Raw genomic sequence first — 17844 nt, forward strand, 5'->3', positions numbered from 1 at the left:
CCCGGGGTCCGTGCTACCCGGCCGCCACCGCCACGATCGCCCGCATCTGGGCCACGATGTCCAGGCGGTTGCGGACGAACTGCGGATCGCTCACCGTGCCCGTCTCCGGGTCGGTGTTGCCGGGGCCGAACTCCAGGACCGGCGTGTGCACATGGCCGCCCGGGACGGTGCGGCCGAGGCGGTCGCGGAGCAGCGTGGCCCGGTAGGCGATCTCGTTGGAGAGGTAGTCGCCGCCGCCCCCGGCCCGCGCCGCCGACCCCGGGGTCGGCCCGTCGGGCCGGTCGACGGGGGTGGTCGCGCCCGCCGGGATCTCGGTCACGTCGGTGTGGTCGTAGACCGGGAAGCGGCCGGTGTTCGCGGCCACGATGCTTTGGTACGGGAGTGTCGTGCGGGTCCACTGGGGCTGCGTGGCCGGATCGCTCACCGGGACCGGGCCCGTGTCCGAGGCGTTGACGTTGTCCGGGAAGCCGCCCCGCCAGGCCCCGTTGAAGCGCTCCACGTCGATGCGGCCGACCCGGCCCTGGCTCACCGTGGTGAAGGCGTCCACCTCCGGCAGGACCGGCGTGAGGGCCCGCTCCACGGCGCCGTCCGCGAAGTCCTGCCAGCGCACCGGGAACGTCATGGTCTCGATCCGGGCGCGCTGCCCGTCGGCGGTGCGGATCCACGTGCCGTCCAGGGCGAGCGCGGTCGCGCCCGACGGGTTGCTGATGCGGATGTCGCTGTCCAGCGTGAACGGGTCGAAGCCGGTCACCAGGATGCGCTTGAAGCCCTTGCCCGCGGGATAGTCGACGCTCTTCTGGCCGCGCGAGGTCTGTTCGACGCGGTCGACGAGCGCGGCCCGGCCGGCGTCGGAGAGGGTGAACGACGGCTGCCAGAGCCGCAGTTCACGAGTGAGGCCGAGCCTGGCCCAGTACAGCGGGCGGTCGTCGTCGCGGCTCAGGTCGCCGCCGGCCGGGCCCCGGCCCTGTACCCGGTCGACCGCCCGCTGCCACAGCCGTGTTCCCTCGCGCCCGACGAGCCGCCGGGCCGCGTCGTAGGACCGTACGTCCCGGAGGGCGCGGGTGAACTCCGGTGCCACGTCGGCGAATCCGCTCCGGGCCAGGATCTCCTTCGGTACCGCGCCGTCGAGGCGCAGCTCCTCGACGGTGGCGGTCCGGGGCGCCGTCGCCGGCCCTCCCGGCGGTGCCTGTCCCGTCGCCGCCCGCGCGGGGGCCGGGCCGAGCAGCGCGCCGCACGTCAGCGCCGCCAGGGCCAGGCCGAACCGTGCCGCCCGTACACGTCGTCGCACCGTGGATCCTTCCGTCGGGGTCGGGTGGCGCCCAGTATTCGCAAGGAAGTCCCGTGTGGATAGAGGGAGTTATGAGCCGTCGGGGCCGTGGAGCAGCGTCACGAAGTCTCGGAAGGCGCCCGCCATGTCCACCGCGTCCGGGTCGAGGAGCCACTGGTACTGCAGGCCGTCCATCACCGCGGCGAGCAGCGGCGCGGCGCGCTCCGGGGGGAGGCCGCCGGGCAGCCGGTCGCCGAACTCGGCCCGCAGCACCGTCGCCATCTCCTCGCGCACCTGGGTGTAGCGGTGGGTGAAGAAGGGGCGGGCGGGGTGGCCGTCGGTCACCGATTCGCCGAGCAGCGCCGAGAAGGTCTGGACGATGCCGGGCCGCATGGCGTTGTACTCGACCAGGGAGGCGAGCAGTTCGAGCCGCCAGCCGTCGGCCGCCGCGCGCCGCCCGCTGGTGTCCCACTGGTCGCGCTCCTCCAGAACGGCGACGAGCAGCGCCTCCTTGGTGGGGAAGTAGTGGAGCAGCCCCTGCTGGGTGAGGCCGACCCGCTCGGCTACCGCGCCGAGCGACGCTCCGCGGTAGCCGCGCTCCGCGATCACCTCAAGGGCGGCGCGCAGGATCTCCGCGCGCCGTTCCTCGCTCCTGGCGCTCCTGGTCCTCGCCATGTCTGCCCCCGCTTCGTGCTGGTCCGTCGGTGTTCCGAGAGGACCGTACGGCATCCTATTATCACGGTAAGGTAACTAACCCTACCGTTCTACAGGTAAACCGGTCACCATGGGCCCATCAGCGGACTTCTCCGAGGAGGTACGGCCGTGGCCGGCGCATCCGAATCCACCCCCGACTACACCGAGGCCGTCGAGGCGGCCCTGGGCAAACTCGACCTGGAGGCCAAGACCCGGCTCCTCGCCGGGCAGGACATGTGGTCACTGCCCGCGCTTCCCGAGATCGGGCTGCGGTCCCTGGTCATGTCCGACGGGCCGATCGGAGTGCGCGGCGTGCGCTGGACCGCCGACGACCCCTCGATCGCACTGCCCTCGCCGACCGCGCTCGCGGCGACCTGGGACCCGGAGCTCGCCCACCGGGCCGGCACGGTGCTCGCCCAGGAGGCCCGCCGCAAGGGCGTCCACGTGCTGCTCGCGCCCACGGTCAACCTGCACCGCACCCCGCTCGGCGGCCGGCACTTCGAGTGCTACTCCGAGGACCCCTGCCTCACCGGCGAGATCGCCTCCGGCTACGTCAACGGCGTCCAGGGCGGCGGCGTCGGCACCACCGTCAAGCACTTCGTCGCCAACGACGCCGAGACCGACCGCTTCACCGTCGACAACGTCATCGCGCCGCGCCCCCTGCGCGAGCTCTACCTCGCCCCCTTCGAGGCGATCGTCGAGAACGCCCACCCCTGGGGCATCATGTCGGCCTACAACCAGGTCAACGGCGTCACCATGACCGAGAACAGCCGCCTCCAGAACGAGGTGCTGCGCGGCGAGTGGGGCTTCGACGGGTTCGTCGTGTCCGACTGGATGGCCGCCCGCTCCACCGTCGGCGACATCCTCGGCGGCCTCGACGTCGCGATGCCGGGCCCGGCGACCGTGTACGGCGACGCGCTCGCCGCGGCCGTCCGCTCCGGCGACGTCGACGAATCGGTGGTCGACGACGCGGTACGCAACGTGCTGCGGCTCGCCGCCCGTGTCGGCATCCTCGACGGCGTCGAGCCGGCCGTCACCGAACTGCCCGCCCCCCTCGACGGCCAGGCCCTGGCCCGCGAGGTCGCGCGCCGCGCCTTCGTCCTCGTACGCAACGAACGCGACACCCTGCCCATCGACCCGGCGCGGGTGCGCACCGTGGCGCTCATCGGCGCCGCGGCCCGTGACGCGCGGGTGCTCGGCGGCGGCTCCGCCACCGTCTTCCCCGAACGGATCGTCTCCCCGCTCGCCGGGCTCACCGCCGCGCTGCCCGAGGGCGCCCTCACCTACACCGTCGGAGCCGACCCCAGCGACGAACTCGCCCCCGCCGAGCAGGGGTTCGAGCTGCGGGCCGTGTGCCGCGACGCCGAGGGCGCCGTCCTCGGCACCGGCTCGCTGCCCTCCGGCCAGGTCCAGTGGATCGGCGACGACCTGCCCGCCGGGGTCACCCACGAGTCGCTGCACTCCATCGAGGTCACCGGCACCTTCACCCCGCGCGAGAGCGGCGAGCACACCTTCGGGACCCGAGGCATCGGCGCGTTCACGCTCACCGTCGACGGCGGTGCCCTGTGGGAGGGCACGCAGGAACTGCGCGAGGGCGCCGACCCGTTCGAGGCGTTCTTCGGCGCCCCCGCCGAACGCGGCCGCACCCACCTCACCGCGGGGGAGCCCGTCGAGGTGTCCCTGCTGCACACCGTGCACCGGATGCCCGGCGCCGCGCTCACCGCCGTGATGTTCTCGCTCACCCACCTCGGGCCGCAGCGCGACGCGGACGAGCTGATCGCCGAGGCCGTCGAGGCGGCGCGCTCCGCCGAGGTCGCGGTGGTGGTGGTCGCCACCACCGACCGCGTCGAGTCCGAGGGCTTCGACCGGAGCGACCTGCGGCTGCCCGGCCGTCAGGACGACCTGGTGTCCGCCGTCGCCGCCGTCAACCCGAACACCGTGGTGATCGTCAACTCCGGTTCCCCGGTGGAGCTTCCGTGGCGCGAGGAGGTCGCGGCGGTGCTCCTGAGCTGGTTCCCCGGGCAGGAGGGCGGCGCGGCCCTCGCCGACGTGCTGCTCGGCCACGCCGAGCCCGGCGGGCGCCTGCCCACCACGTGGCCGGCCCGCCTGGCCGACGCCCCCGTCACCGAGGTCCGCCCCTCCGACGGCCAACTCGCCTACTCCGAAGGCCTGTTCATCGGCTACCGGGCGTACGACCGCTCCGCGGTGACGCCGGCGTACTCCTTCGGACACGGGCTCGGATACACGATCTGGGAGTACGAGTCCCTGGAGGTGACCCCGGCGCTCGCCACGGTCCGGGTCCGCAACGCGGGGGCGCGGGCCGGACGCGAGACCGTGCAGATCTATCTGGCGCCGGTCGCCGACGCGGTCGAGCGGCCGCGGCGCTGGCTCGCCGGGTTCGCCTCCGTGGAGGCCGGTCCCGGCGAGACGGTCGAGGTCGACATCCCGCTGCGGGGGAGGGCGTTCGAGATCTGGGACGAGTCGGCGGGCTCCTTCCGCTTCGTCCCCGGCCAGTACGAGGTGCGGGCGTGCCACTCCCTCGTGGACGCGCGGCTCAGCGCGACGCTGGAGGTCTAGCGACCCCGCCCCGCCGACGGGGCCGCCCTTCGCAGGGTGCCTGGCATCGGCATCCCTCACCCTTGGCGGGGCGCCCAGCCTCGGCATCCTCGCGTGCCCTTGGCAGGGCGCTTGGTCTCGGCATCTCTCCCCCTTGGCGGGGTGCCTGGTCTCGGCATGCCTCTCCCTTGGCGGGGTGCCTGGCATCGGCATGCCTCTCCCTTGGCAGGGCGCCTGGTCTCGGCCTCCTCAGCCCGTCCGGCGTTTGAGGACGAGCGCCTTTCGGGCGCGAACGGGGTCTGGGGCGGAGCCCCAGGTCCTGAACCCCAGCCCCCCTCTTCCCGCCCCCGGAGGGTTTAGGGAAGGGGCGGGGTGGGGTCATCCCCGGCCGTCGGGTGCGGACCGTGCTGGGTCACCCGCGCAGTTCCCCGCGCCCCTGTAGGTGACCCGGAGTCGACCGGTCGCACCCACCGCGGCGGAGGCGCGCCAAGGGCACAGCCCCGCGCCCCTAGTAGGGCACCCGGCACCGAACGGATCACCCGCGCCCACCGCGGCGGAGGCGCGCAAAAGGATGCAGCCCCGCGCCCCTGTAGGTGACCCGGCACCAAGCCCGGCACCCGCGCCCACCGCGGCGGAGCCGCGCAAAAGGCACAGCCCCGCGCCCCTAGTAGGTGACCCGGCACCGAGCCCGGCACCCGCGCCCACCGTGGCGGAGCCGCGCAAAGTGCACAGCCCCGCGCCCCGGTAGCGCACCCGGAGTCGAGCTGATGGCATCGCAGGCGGCCCCCGGGGTCAGCCGGGGTTGGTGATGTTCTGGTAGGCGATTTCGGCCAGGCGGGCCTGGCCGTCGCGGCTGGGGTGGAACCAGTCCCACGGGCTGAGCTGCGTGCCGGTGAAGCCGTAGCCGAAGACCGCGCCCCCGTCGTACCGGCACGCCCGATCCTTCGCGCACACCTCCGCGAGAACCCGGTTGTACGCCACGACCCGCTCGTACACCGCCTCCCGCCGCGCCGACGCCGCCGCCCCCAGATCATCCGCGTCGGCCAGCATCGACTGGCAGATGCCCAGCTTCCAGATCTGCTTGCCCAGCGGGCTGCCCCGCCCGGTCGACCACAGCCGCTTCAGGTCCGGCACGCTCGCCACGTACACCTGCGACGCGGGGGAGCCGGCGCGCAGCTCGCGCAGGGCCTGCTCGAACTCCGTACGGAACGTCGCCACCGGCGTCATCGCCGACACATCGTCGCGGCAGGCGTCGTTGGCCCCCGTCATCACCGTGACGAGCCCGGGGTGCTCGGCCGCGGCCCGGCCCATCTGGGCCGGCAGCTCGGACATGCGCGCGCCGGACTTCGCGAAGTTCCAGCTGTGCGTGGGCGCCGCGGGGCCCAGCAGACGTACCGCGAGCGAGTCGACGCCGGTGTCGCTGCCGGTCGCCCAGGACACCTCGGGGCAGTCGGCGAGGACCGAACAGGCGTCGAAGCCGCGGGTTATCGAGTCGCCGACCGCCGCGAGCGAGGCGGGGCTGCGGTTCCAGGCCGGCGAAGGGCTCGGGGAGGGCTTCGCCGGGGCGGAGGGGCGCGCCGAGGGGTGCCCGCCGCCCGATGAGCAGCCCGCGGCCAGGGCGAGCGCGCCCGCGACGAGCGCGGCGGCCGTGACGCGGACACGACGGCTTCGGCGGCTGTCCGGCATCAGGGGTCCCTCTCCGTGCGGCGGTCGGCGGGCTTTCGCGGCGTCCTCGCGGGTGAAAGCTTGGTGTCCGAAGACGCTCCGACCGACATTACGACACCCTTGGCGGGGCTCCGCGCGGTAGCTTTGGGCCGTCCAGCCAGAGGAACCACGCCAGACGGCTCCGGTAAATTACATCACGTCACATACTGTCCCTTTTCTGGAGATTAGCTCCCGATGCTGTTTACTGTTGATCCCAGGGGCAGATGGACAAGTGCTGTCCTGACCGGGAACGGCAGGGGCGCGAGGCCGCTGGGGAAGGCGAACCTCGAACCGCACTGGAGGTCCCGGTGACGACACGTGGAGTTCTCTACGTCCACTCCGCCCCGCGCGCGCTGTGCCCGCACGTCGAGTGGGCCGTGGCCGGCGTCCTGGGGGTGCGCGTCCAGCTCGACTGGATCCGCCAGCCCGCCTCGCCCGGCACCTGGAGAGCCGAGTTCTCCTGGCGCGGCGAACCCGGCACCGCCTCCAAGCTCGCCTCCGCGCTGCGCGGCTGGCACCTGCTGCGCTTCGAGGTCACGGCCGAGCCCTGCGCCACCGCCGAGGGCGAGCGCTACAGCGCCACGCCCGACCTCGGCATCTTCCACGCCGTGACCGGCATGCACGGCGACATCCTGATCCCGGAGGACCGGCTGCGGGCCGCCCTCGCCCGCTCCGTCCAGGGCGAGACCGACCTGGAGGCCGAGATCGCCAAGCTGCTCGGCAAGCCCTGGGACGACGAGTTGGAGCCCTTCCGCTACGCGGGAGAGGGCGCCCCGGTGCGCTGGCTGCACCAGGTCGTCTGACCCCACCCCCCCCAACCCCGCGTACGCGAAAGGGCCCCACCGGAGCGGTGGGGCCCTTTCAGCTGCGTACGGAACCCGATCGGGCCGGATCCGTTCAGACGGAGCGGAAGGCGAGCACCACGTTGTGGCCGCCGAAGCCGAACGAGTTGTTGATCGCGGAGATCGAACCCTCGGGCAGGGCGCGGGGCTCGCTGCTGATCAGGGCCGCGTCGACCTCGTCGTCGAGGTCGACGACGTTGATGGTCGGCGGGGCCGTGCGGTGGTACAGGGCGAGGACCGTGGCAACGGTCTCGATGCCGCCCGCGCCGCCCAGGAGGTGACCGGTCATCGACTTCGTCGCGGAAATGGCCACGTGGTCCAGGTCGTCGCCGAGGACCTTGCGCAGCGCCTTGATCTCGGCGATGTCGCCCTGCGGCGTCGACGTGGCGTGCGCGTTGAGGTGGACCACCTCGGACGGCTTCAGGTCGGTGGAGTCGAGCAGGTTCTGCACCGCGGCGGCGACGCCCCGGCCGGTCGGCTCGGGCTGCGCGATGTGGTGGCTGTCGGCTGAGAGGCCCTGGCCGAGCACCTCGCAGTAGACCCGCGCGCCACGCTTCTTCGCGTGCTCGGCGGACTCCAGGACCACCACGCCGGCGCCCTCGCCCAGGACGAAGCCGTCACGGGCCTTGTCGTAGGGGCGCGAGGCCTGCTCGGGGTGGTCGTTGTTCTTGGACATCGCCATCATGTTGGCGAACGCCGCGATGGGCAGCGGGTGGATCGCGGCCTCGGTGCCGCCGGCGACCACGACATCGGCGCGCCCGGTGCGGATCATCTCGACGGCGTACCCGATGGCCTCGGCGCCCGAAGCGCACGCGGATACGGGGGTGTGGACACCGGCGCGGGCGTTGACCTCGAGGCCGACGTTGGCCGAGGGGCCGTTCGGCATGAGCATGGGCACGGTGTGCGGGGAGACGCGGCGTACGCCCTTCTCCTTCAGCACGTCGTACTGGTCGAGCAGGGTGGTGACACCGCCGATGCCCGACGCGATGACCGTGCCGAGCCGCTCCGGCGCGATGCCCGCCTCGTCACCCGCGGGGGCGGTGAAACCGGCGTCCGCCCAGGCCTCCTTGGCCGCGATCAGCGCGAACTGCGCCGAGCGGTCCAGCTTGCGGGCGAGCGGGCGGGGCAGCACCTCACCGGGGTCGACCGCGGCCGGAGCCGCGATCCTGACCGGCAGTTCGGCGAAGCGCTCACCCTCCAGGGGGCGGACACCGGAGCGTCCCGCCAGCAGACCTTCCCAGGTCGAGGCGGTGTCGCCACCCAGCGGTGTGGTTGCGCCGATACCGGTGACGACCACGGTGCGATTGGTCGAGCTCACAGGAAGTTTCTCCACGTGTGTAAGGGACGTGAATAAGCGGCGCCACCGCTGGGTGGCAGCCCGAATTCAGGTCCTGAATCAGGCCTGGTGGTTCAGGATGTAGCTGGCGGCGTCGCCAACGGTCTTCAGGTTCTTGACGTCCTCGTCGGGGATCTTGACGTCGAAGCGCTCTTCGGCGGCGACGACGACCTCGACCATGGACAGCGAGTCGACATCCAGGTCGTCGGTGAAGGACTTGTCCAGCTGGACGTCCTCGACCGGGATACCAGCGATCTCGTTGACGATCTCGGCGAGACCCTCGACGATCTCTTCCTGCGTGGCGGCCATGTTGGCGCTCCTTCGGTGTTAATGCTTCGAATTACGGGCTTCCGGAAGATCCGGAGTGCCTAGGGGAGGGTAACGACCGTCGCGGCGTACACGAGACCCGCCCCGAAGCCGATGACGAGCGCGGTGTCGCCGCTCTTCGCCTGTCCGGTCGCCAGGAGCCGCTCCATTGCGAGCGGGATCGAGGCGGCCGAGGTGTTGCCGGTGGTTTCCACGTCGCGGGCGACCGTGACGTGGTCCGGCAGCTTGAGAGTCTTCACCATCGAGTCGATGATCCGCATGTTGGCCTGGTGCGGGATGAAGACGTCCAGGTCGTCCGGGCTGATTCCGGCCGCGTCCAGCGCCTGCTGGGCGACCTTCGCCATCTCGAACACGGCCCAGCGGAAGACCGCCTGGCCCTCCTGCGTGATCGCGGGGAACTTGCCCGAGCTGTCGTACTCGGTCCACGGCACGGTCTGCTTGATGGTCTCCGACTTGTCGCCCTCGGAACCCCAGATCGTGGGGCCGATGGCCGGCTCGTCGCAAGGGCCCACCACGACCGCGCCCGCGCCGTCGCCGAACAGGAACGCCGTCGCGCGGTCCTGGAGGTCGGTCAGGTCGCTGAGCCGCTCCACGCCGATGACCAGGACGTACTCGGCGGAACCTTCGACGATCATGCCCTTGGCCAGGGTCAGACCGTAGCCGAAGCCCGCGCAGCCGGCCGAGATGTCGAACGCGGCGGCCTTGCCGGTGCCCAGCTTGTCGGCGATCTCGGTCGCGACGGCGGGGGTCTGCTTGAAGTGCGAGACGGTGGAGACGATCACACCGCCGATCTGGTCGGCGGAGATCCCGGCGTCGGCGATCGCCTTGCCCGAGGCCTCGATCGACATCGCGGCCACGGTCTCCTCGGGGGAGGCCCAGTGCCGCGTGGCGATGCCGGAGCGCGAACGGATCCACTCGTCGGACGAGTCGATCGTCTCCAGGATCACCTCGTTGGGCACCACCCGCACGGGCCGGTAGCCGCCCACGCCCATGATGCGCGCGTACGGAGCGCCCTTGCTGGGCCGGATCTTCGACATGGCTCTCGCTCCTTAGGCGGATGCGTGCTCGGCGATGAGCGCGCGAGCCGCGTCGAGGTCGGCGGGGGTCTTCAGGGCGACGGTCTTGACGCCGGGCATCGCACGCTTGGCGAGGCCGGTCAGGGTGCCCCCCGGGCACAGCTCGATCAGCGCCGTCGCGCCGAGCTGGGTGAACGTCTCCATGCACAGGTCCCAACGGACCGGATTGGAGACCTGGTTGACCAGGCGGTCCACGATCTCCTGGCCGCTCGTCACGGCCCTGCCGTCGGCGTTCGACACGTACGTGAGCTTCGGGTCGGCGATGGTGAGCGCCTTGGCCGCCTCGCCGAGGGAGGCCACGGCCGGACTCATGTGGTGCGTGTGGAACGCGCCGGCCACCTTCAGGGCCACCACGCGGCGCACGCCCTCGGGCTTGTCGGCCTCCAGGGCGGCGAGCTGCTCGGCGGTGCCGGCGGCCACGATCTGGCCCGCGCCGTTCACATTGGCCGGGGTGAGGCCGAGCTTCTCCAGGTGCGGCAGCACGGTCTCGGGCTCGCCGCCGAGCAGCGCGGCCATGCCGGTCGGCGTGACGGCCGCGGCCTCGGCCATGCCCAGACCCCGCTTGCGCACGAAGCCCAGCGCGGCCTCCTCGGACAGGACGCCCGCGAACGCGGTGGCGGTGATCTCGCCGACGCTGTGCCCGGCGACGGCGCCGGGGGAGACATCACCCAGGGCCGTCGCGGACAGCAGGCCCGCGGCGACCAGCAGGGGCTGGGCCACGGCGGTGTCGCGGATCGCGTCGGCGTCGGCCTGCGTGCCGTAGTGGACGAGGTCGAGACCGATGGCGTCCGACCACGCGGCGAGCCGGTCGGCAGCGCCGGGAAGGTCGAGCCAAGGAGTCAGGAAGCCGGGCGTCTGAGCGCCTTGGCCGGGAGCGACGAGTACGAGCACTCTCACACTCTCTCTTGTGGACGGCTCGGTTCGCCCGTGGGGACAGGGACGAAGAACCGTCGGGGGAATTGTGGGTGTCCGACAAAAGTCTAGGACTGCGAATCTCCGTCGGCCAGGCGCCCCAGGATCAGCGCGATCCTCAGCGTGAACGCGGAGCGCACATCGGACGGCGACCACCCGGTGACGTCCGTCACACGTCGGAGCCGGTAGCGAACGGTATTGGGGTGGACGAACAACATCCGGGCCGCGCCCTCAAGGCTGCTCGCCTGCTCCAGATAAACGCTCAAGGTTTCCAGGAGCGCGGAGCCGGCTTCCTCCAGCGGTCTGTAGATCTCCTCCACCAGCTGGTCGCGCGCGGCAGGATCGGAGGCGATCGCGCGCTCCGGCAGCAGATCGTCCGCGAGAACCGGCCGGGGAGCGTCCTGCCACGCCGAACACGCCTTCAGGCCGGCCGCCGCCGCCTGCGCCGAGCGCGTCGCCGCCAGCAGGTCCGGTACGACGGGGCCGGCCACCACGGGGCCCGCCGCGTACGGCCCGATCAGGCCCTTCGCCACCTGGAGCGGATTGTCGCTGCCGCCCGCGATGACGACGAGCCGGTTGCCGAGCACCCCGGTGAGCACCTGGAGCTTGGTGTGCCGGGCGGCCCGCCGGATCGCCTCCACGGTCAGCTCGCTGTCGCCGTCCGGCGCCGTGCCGAGCACCACGCACACGTGCTCGGGCGAGTTCCAGCCGAGCGCCGCGGCCCGCGACACCGCGCCCTCGTCGGCCTCGCCGGAGAGCACCGCGTTGACGACGAGGGATTCGAGCCGGGCGTCCCACGCGCCGCGCGCCTCGGCGGCCTGCGCGTACACCTGGGCCGTCGCGAAGGCGATCTCGCGGGCGTACACGAGCAGCGCCTCGCGCAGGATCGACTCGTCGCCCGGCGCCGCGACCTCGTCGATCGCCGTCTCCATGACCTCGATGGTGGTGCGCACCATCTCCACGGTCTGGCGCAGGGTGATCGCCCGCGTGAGCTCGCGCGGCGCCGTGCCGAAGACGTCGGTCGAGATCGCCTGGGGCGTCTCGGGATGCCGGAACCACTCGGTGAACGCCGCGATGCCGGCCTGGGCGACCAGACCGATCCACGAGCGGTTCTCCGGCGGCATCGCCCGGTACCACGGCAGCGTCGCGTCCATGCGGGCGATCGCGTTCGCCGCGAGCCGGCCGGAGGACTGCTCAAGTCGCTTCAGGGTCGCTGCGTGCGGATGGGCATTCTTCGCGGGGTGTACGGGATCGGGTGCTGGCACGGGGACAAGAGTGCCTTATCGGGAACCCTCTTCGCCGGGCCGGGGTGAGTCCCGGCGCCACACGGGCGCCGCCGGCGCCGCCGGGTCTACGGTGGTGGGCGTGATTTCAGTCAGGCGCGGCGACGAGCGCTACCCGGGCGGCGACACCGACGCCGGCATCGAGTCCCTGCACGCCTTCTCCTTCGGCCGGTTCTACGACCCGGACAACCTCCGCTTCGGGCCCGTCCTCGCCTGCAACGAGGAGCGGCTCGCCCCCGGCGCCGGGTTCGACGAGCATCCGCACAGCCACACCGAGATCCTGACCTGGGTGATCGAGGGCGAGCTGACCCACCGCGACTCGGCGGGCCACACCACCCTGGTGCGCCCCGGCGACGTGCAGTGCCTGAGCGCCGCGGGGGGCGTGCGGCACGAGGAGCGCAACGAGGGCCGGGCCCCGCTGGTCTTCCTCCAGATGTGGCTCGCCCCGGCCGATCCCGGCGGCACCCCCGCGTACGACATCGTGCGCGGCATCGCCGACTCCACGCCCTACGCGGTGCGCCCCGCCGCGGCCGCGCTCCATGTGCGCCGTCTCGCGGCCGGCGAGCGCACCGCCGTGCCGGACGCGCCGGGGGTGTACGTCCATGTCGTACGCGGCCGGGTCCGCCTGGCGCGCGAGGAGCTCGCGCCGGGCGACTCGGCGCGGATCACCGGCGCCGCCGGCCTGGAACTGACGGCGGACGGGACCGCCGAAGTGCTGCTGTGGGAGTTCGCCTCCGTGTGACGCGCCCGGTGGGGCCCGCTCAGCCGCGGGTGAACTCGGTGAGCACCGCGTCGGTGAAGGCCGGCCACGCCTCGGCCGCCCACGGCCCGAACGCGCGGTCCGTCAGCGCCACACAGGCGAGGCCCGCGTCGGGGTCGACCCACAGGAACGTTCCGGCCTGGCCGAAGTGGCCGAAGGTGCGCGGCGAGGACGAACTGCCCGTCCAGTGCGGCGACTTGGAGCCGCGGATCTCGAAGCCGAGCCCCCAGTCGTTGGGGTTCTGGTGGCCGTACCCCGGCAGGACGCCCTTGAGGCCCGGGTACTGCACCTGCATCGCCTCGGCGACGGTGGCCGGGTGCAGCAGCCGGGGCGCCTGCACCTCGGCGGCGAACCGTACGAGGTCCTCGACGGTGGACACGCCGTCCTTGGCGGGGGAGCCCTCCACCGTGGTGGACGCCATGCCGAGCGGCTCGAACACCGCCTGGCGCACGTAGTCGGCGAAGGGGATGCCCGACTGCTTCGCGATGTGGTCGCCGAGGATCTCGAAGCCCGCGTTGGAGTACAGCCGCCGGTCGCCGGGCGGCGCCATCACCCGGTGCTCGTCGAAGGCGAGCCCCGAGGTGTGCGCGAGCAGGTGGCGGACGGTGGCTCCGGGGGGACCGGCCGGCTCGTCGAGCTCGACCGCGCCCTCCTCGTACGCGACGAGCGCCGCGTAGGCGGCGAGCGGCTTGGTGACGGAGGCGAGGGGGAACCGGTGGTCCACCGGTCCGTGGGTGCCGGCAAGCGTTCCGTCGGCCCGCACCACGGCCGCCGCCGCGGTCGGTACGGGCCAGGTCTCGATGATCCGCAGGCTCTCCATGCGTACGAGCCTAGTAGGCCCGGTACGCGGACCGCGTGGCGGGCGGCCGGCCGGCGGCGCGTCATGAGAACGTCACGCGACGGGCTTGCTTGGAGTGCACTCAAGGGTTCTAGCGTGGAGGGCATGACGGTGATCGACAGCACGGCGGTGAAGGTGGCGGCACGGGTCCGGCAGGGCCTCGGCGCGACGGAGCCGCCCCATCCGCGCCCCGACGGTCAGGACCGCTACACCATCAGCGAGGTGGTGGCGTGCACCGGACTCACCGCGCACACCCTGCGCTGGTACGAGCGGATCGGCCTCATGCCGCACGTGGACCGCTCGCACACCGGCCAGCGCCGGTTCACCAACAAGGACCTCGACTGGCTCTCCTTCGTCGGCAAGCTCCGCCTGACCGGCATGCCGGTCGCCGGCATGGTCCGCTACGCCGAACTCGTTCGCGAGGGCGAGCACACCTTCGAGGCGCGCCAAGAGCTTCTGGAGCAGACCCGGCGTGATGTGATCGCGCGCATGGCGGAACTCCAGGACACGCTCGCCGTACTCGACTACAAGATCGACTATTACGCGGATGCCCGCAAGGCGTCGGAAAGGGTCTGAACACCCATGAGCAACACCCCGGTTGAGAAGATCAGCACCGTACGCCTCGGCACCGACGGCCCCCGGATCGGCGTCCAGGGCTTCGGCGCCATGGGCATCAGCGAGTTCTACGGCTCCACCGACGAGTCCGCCGCCCGCGACACCCTGGAGGCGACCGTCGAGGCGGGCGTCACCCTCATCGACACCGCCGACATCTACGGCTCCGGCGCCAACGAGGAGTTCCTCGCCCCGTTCCTCGCCGCCCACCGCGACGAGGTGACCCTGGCCACCAAGTTCTCCATCGAGCGCCGCGCCGACGACCCCTCCTACCGCGGCATCAACAACAGCCCCGCGTACATCAAGGAGGCCGTCGAGGCGAGCCTGCGCCGGCTGAACACCGACGTCATCGACCTGTACTACATGCACCGCCGCAACCCGGACGTGCCGCTCGCCGAGTCCGTCGGCGCCATGGCCGACCTGGTGCGCGAGGGCAAGGTCAAGCACCTCGGCCTCAGCGAGGTCACCGGCGCCGAACTGCGCGAGGCGTACGCCGTGCACCCGATCGCCGCCCTCCAGTCGGAGTGGTCGGTCTTCAGCCGCGACGTGGAGCGCAGCGCCGTGCCGGCCGCGGCCGAACTCGGCGTCACCTTCGTGCCGTACTCGCCGCTCGGCCGCGGCTTCCTCACCGGCGCCTTCGCCGACGCCGGCAAGGACCTGAGCGAGGGCGACTTCCGGAAGTTCCAGCCGCGCTTCACCGGCGACAACGCCGCGACCAACGCGGCGCTGCTCGAACCCCTCCACAAGATCGCGGCGGCACACGGCGCGACGACCGCGCAGATCGCCCTCGCGTGGGTGCAGCAGCGGGCCCAGGTGCACCACCTGACCGTCGTGCCGATCCCCGGCACCCGCAAGCGCAGCCGCCTCCTGGAGAACGCCGGCGCCACCCGCATCACGTTGAGCGCCGAGGAGCTGGTGCTCCTGGAGCCGATCGCCGGGAAGGTGGCGGGCGACCGCTACCCGGACATGTCCTCCACCTCGGCGGCCCGCGAGCAGTAGGCGACCGCCCCGGTACGTCACGCGAGCCCCAGCGCGAACACCGCGAAGCCCGCCGCGAGCAGCCCCGCCGCTGCCCGGCGGGCCTTCGTCGCCTTCGTCCAGGGCGCCTCGAAACCGCGCGCGTACCGGGCGATCACCACGAGGAGCACCGCGAACACCGGCATCCAGGCGAGCCGTTCACCGATCCAGGCCACCGTGCCGGGCGCGGTGGTGAGACCCGGCACCCGTCCGGCGAGCGAGGCCGGCACGGCGGCGGCGAGCAACGCCGTCTGGTGCCAGCACAGGATGGTCATCGCGGACAGGTTGACGACCACGACCGGCGCCCACAGCGCGGGCCGGCGCAGCCATCCGGCGATCCGGTCCCGCAGCAGGATCGCGGCGCCCGACTGGGCCGCGGCGAGCGCGAGCACGAGCAGCGACGGCGGATGCGAGTTGGTACGGGCCTCACCGGGCACGCCGACCATGGACGCCGGGTAGTGGAAGACGACGAGCAGCGCCGCGAAGAGCAGTGCCCCGCCGGCCAGCAGCAGCCGTCCGCCGCGCCGCCCGATCCTCTTCTCGCCCCAGCAGACGCCGAGTTGGTAGGCGAACATCCACCCGGGCAGGATGTTGACGAGGGACAGCCACGACGGCATGGCGTCCGCGAAGGGCCCGTACCGCAGGAGGTCGACGAGGCCGACCACGGCGAGCAGCGGCGCCGCGGCCCATCCGCCGAGCGTGCGGGCGGCGCGCACGCAGTACGGCGTGAGCGCGGTGACCACGACGTACACCCCCACGAACCACAGGGGCTGGATGACGAGCGTCGACCCGGTGCGCAGGGTGTCGTGGGACACGCCGAGCGCGTAGAGCACCGGGATCATCGCCGCCCAGACCGCGGTGACACCGAGCACCGGCCGGCCCAGGCGGGCGACCCGCCCCTTCAGCCACTGGGCCGTCGACTCCTTCCTGCGGTGGAAGGAGAGCACGGAGGCGTAGCCGCCGACGAGGAAGAAGATCCCGAGCATCTGCAGGATCCAGCTGACCGGGGCGAGGCCGCCGAACGCGGAGAGCGGGCTCGCGTTGTGCAGCGCGCCCGCGCCGTCGCGGGTGAATCCGCCGAGCAGCCAGTGTCCGGTCGGCACGGCGAGCAGCGCGAGGGCGCGCAGCCCGTCGATGGCACGGTCGCGGCCGGGCGGCGTCTTCTGCTCGATGTCCGAAACGAGCCTGCTCAGCGCTGTGTTGCTCATCGGAGCTCTCCCGTGGCGATGGCGGCGAAGGCGGTGAGGGACTCGGTGCCGGGGGCGAAGTAGCCGGTGTGGCCCGTGGCGTCGGCGGCGGGCACGCGGCGCGCGCCGAACGCCGGGTCGGTGGGGTCGGCGCCGTGGCCGAGCCCGGCGAGCTCGATGTGCGGTACGTCGTCGATCCAGTCCGAGGGGTCCTTGGCCGCCCACACCCGGGCGTCCGTGCCGAGCCCCGCGACGTTGTCGGCCCGCATGCCGGGGGAGCCGAGGGCGACGATGTCGGACGCGTCGGTGTCCCGGGCGGCGAGGCCGCACACCACGGAGCCGTAGCTGTGGCAGAACAGCACGGGGTCGGGCGCGCCCACGGCGTCGAGCCCCTCGGTGAGCCGCGCGAGCCGCCCGGCCCCCGCCTCGGCGAGCCGCCCCGACGCGGCGTCGATGCCAAGACCGACGGGGGTGGTGTACCCCGCCCACGCGATCACGGCGGTCCCGCCGTGCGTGGCGTCCCGCAAGGAGCGGGCCATTCCGGTGGGGGTGCCGTACGGGTCGGTGGCGCGGTCGAAGGACGCGGCGTCGATGTCCGAACCGGGAACGATGACGGAGACGTGTGCGGCGCCCTCCAACTCCCCGTACACGGCCGCCACTTGGCCCCGGCCGCGCGGGTCGAAGGCGAGGATCCGGCGACCGGGGGCGGTGAGGTGGGCGTAGCGGGGGTCGTGGGTCGCGGCGATGGCGATCCGGTTCGCCTCGTAGCGCAGCCGCACGGGGGCGCCGTCCAGGTTCCCGACGACGCCGGGGTGGCGGCGGGCCAGCGTCTGCTGCTCCGTCGGGCTCAACGCGGCGAAGAATGCGGCGACTTGGCGGGGGCGGGCGGTGGCGGGGTCGGGAAGGTGACGCCCCTCCCACGTGTCGGCGCGCCAGGCGGCGGTGCCCGGGGGCGGGCCGGTCATGGCCGTCTGCGCGTCCGCCGCGGCCCAGCCGGCCGTCCCGGCGACCGCGACACCCACCAGCACGGCGGCGGCCACCGCCCTCCCCAACCGTCGTCGCATGAGCCGACTCCCCTTTTCCGTCCGTGTGTTGACGAGGAGGAAGGTAGGGAGGGGGTGGGGGCGGGGGCGTCACGCTGGGGGGTTGGGTGGGGAGTGCTACTGGGGTAGGGGGTGGGTGAGCCTCTCCTGGCGGGGCAGGGGGTGAGCCTCCCTTGGCCCGCTGGGCGCCGAACCGAGCCCACCGCTTTCGTCTGCGGATCGTGCTCGCGTCTCGCGCAGTTCCCCGCGCCCCTATCGGGGTTGGCCTGGGCGGCATGCGCATCCCGGGGCACCTCAGCCTGTCCGGTTGCTCGACCCCGGCCCATGCGGGCCACCTCGCCTGTCCGGCTGCTCGACGCCGGCCGACATGGGCCACCTCAGCCCGTCCGGC

The 17844-nt window shown here is 72.8% G+C and carries 16 protein-coding genes; 5 read left to right on the forward strand and 11 right to left on the reverse strand.

Features of this window, described 5'->3' with window-relative positions; all coding sequences use genetic code 11:
- Positions 1-13: 13 nt before the first annotated feature.
- Complete coding sequence (locus tag OOJ98_RS05115; RefSeq protein WP_267053402.1) at positions 14-1288, reverse strand: pyroglutamyl peptidase; 1275 nt, start codon at positions 1286-1288, stop codon at positions 14-16.
- A gap of 69 nt (positions 1289-1357) precedes the next feature.
- Positions 1358-1942, reverse strand: a complete 585-nt coding sequence (locus OOJ98_RS05120) for a TetR/AcrR family transcriptional regulator (RefSeq protein ID WP_267053403.1) — start codon at positions 1940-1942, stop codon at positions 1358-1360.
- Positions 1943-2089: 147 nt separating this feature from the next.
- Between OOJ98_RS05120 and OOJ98_RS05125 the strand changes: the two genes are divergently transcribed.
- Entirely contained in the window at positions 2090-4537 is a 2448-nt protein-coding gene (locus OOJ98_RS05125; RefSeq protein ID WP_267053404.1) for a glycoside hydrolase family 3 protein, read from the forward strand.
- Between the two features lie 771 nt (positions 4538-5308).
- On the opposite strand, the gene OOJ98_RS05130 is transcribed toward OOJ98_RS05125, so the two are convergent.
- Entirely contained in the window at positions 5309-6202 is an 894-nt protein-coding gene (locus OOJ98_RS05130; protein ID WP_267053405.1) for an SGNH/GDSL hydrolase family protein, read from the reverse strand.
- 326 nt (positions 6203-6528) lie between these two features.
- On the opposite strand from OOJ98_RS05130, the gene OOJ98_RS05135 reads away from it, so the two are divergent.
- On the forward strand, positions 6529-7023 hold the full coding sequence (locus OOJ98_RS05135; RefSeq protein ID WP_267053406.1) for a DUF3145 domain-containing protein: 495 nt from the start codon (positions 6529-6531) through the stop codon (positions 7021-7023).
- A 94-nt stretch (positions 7024-7117) separates the two neighbouring features.
- On the opposite strand, the gene OOJ98_RS05140 is transcribed toward OOJ98_RS05135, so the two are convergent.
- The 5 genes from OOJ98_RS05140 to OOJ98_RS05160 form a co-directional block, all read right to left on the reverse strand.
- Positions 7118-8380, reverse strand: coding sequence for a beta-ketoacyl synthase (locus OOJ98_RS05140; protein WP_267053407.1), 1263 nt, complete (start codon positions 8378-8380; stop codon positions 7118-7120).
- Between the two features lie 78 nt (positions 8381-8458).
- Positions 8459-8707 carry an acyl carrier protein gene (locus OOJ98_RS05145; protein ID WP_267053408.1) on the reverse strand — a complete coding sequence of 83 codons (249 nt, stop codon included), beginning with the start codon at positions 8705-8707 and terminating at the stop codon, positions 8459-8461.
- A 59-nt stretch (positions 8708-8766) separates the two neighbouring features.
- Positions 8767-9762 (reverse strand): ketoacyl-ACP synthase III, encoded by a 996-nt coding sequence (locus OOJ98_RS05150; protein WP_267053409.1) that lies wholly within the window; start codon positions 9760-9762, stop codon positions 8767-8769.
- 12 nt (positions 9763-9774) lie between these two features.
- Positions 9775-10692: an ACP S-malonyltransferase gene (locus OOJ98_RS05155; RefSeq protein ID WP_267053410.1), complete on the reverse strand. Its 918-nt coding sequence runs from the start codon at positions 10690-10692 to the stop codon at positions 9775-9777.
- Between the two features lie 89 nt (positions 10693-10781).
- Positions 10782-11978 carry a CdaR family transcriptional regulator gene (locus OOJ98_RS05160; protein WP_267053411.1) on the reverse strand — a complete coding sequence of 399 codons (1197 nt, stop codon included), beginning with the start codon at positions 11976-11978 and terminating at the stop codon, positions 10782-10784.
- Positions 11979-12078: 100 nt separating this feature from the next.
- Between OOJ98_RS05160 and OOJ98_RS05165 the strand changes: the two genes are divergently transcribed.
- Positions 12079-12738, forward strand: coding sequence for a pirin family protein (locus tag OOJ98_RS05165; protein WP_267053412.1), 660 nt, complete (start codon positions 12079-12081; stop codon positions 12736-12738).
- Positions 12739-12757: 19 nt separating this feature from the next.
- Here OOJ98_RS05165 and OOJ98_RS05170 read toward each other — a convergent pair whose 3' ends face one another.
- Entirely contained in the window at positions 12758-13576 is an 819-nt protein-coding gene (locus tag OOJ98_RS05170; protein WP_267053413.1) for a serine hydrolase, read from the reverse strand.
- Between the two features lie 123 nt (positions 13577-13699).
- Between OOJ98_RS05170 and OOJ98_RS05175 the strand changes: the two genes are divergently transcribed.
- Together OOJ98_RS05175 and OOJ98_RS05180 are read left to right on the forward strand one after the other, a co-directional pair.
- Positions 13700-14170, forward strand: coding sequence for a MerR family transcriptional regulator (locus tag OOJ98_RS05175; RefSeq protein WP_267053414.1), 471 nt, complete (start codon positions 13700-13702; stop codon positions 14168-14170).
- A 6-nt stretch (positions 14171-14176) separates the two neighbouring features.
- Positions 14177-15205 carry an aldo/keto reductase gene (locus OOJ98_RS05180; protein ID WP_267053415.1) on the forward strand — a complete coding sequence of 343 codons (1029 nt, stop codon included), beginning with the start codon at positions 14177-14179 and terminating at the stop codon, positions 15203-15205.
- A gap of 17 nt (positions 15206-15222) precedes the next feature.
- On the opposite strand, the gene OOJ98_RS05185 is transcribed toward OOJ98_RS05180, so the two are convergent.
- Together OOJ98_RS05185 and OOJ98_RS05190 are read right to left on the reverse strand one after the other, a co-directional pair.
- Positions 15223-16431, reverse strand: coding sequence for an acyltransferase (locus OOJ98_RS05185; RefSeq protein WP_267053416.1), 1209 nt, complete (start codon positions 16429-16431; stop codon positions 15223-15225).
- Positions 16428-17474 (reverse strand): alpha/beta hydrolase, encoded by a 1047-nt coding sequence (locus tag OOJ98_RS05190; RefSeq protein ID WP_267053417.1) that lies wholly within the window; start codon positions 17472-17474, stop codon positions 16428-16430. The genes OOJ98_RS05185 and OOJ98_RS05190 overlap by 4 nt, the downstream gene beginning before the upstream one ends.
- Positions 17475-17844: the final 370 nt, after the last annotated feature.

The organism is Streptomyces sp. NBC_00083, from assembly GCF_026343295.1.
In the GTDB taxonomy this organism is placed as follows: domain Bacteria; phylum Actinomycetota; class Actinomycetes; order Streptomycetales; family Streptomycetaceae; genus Streptomyces.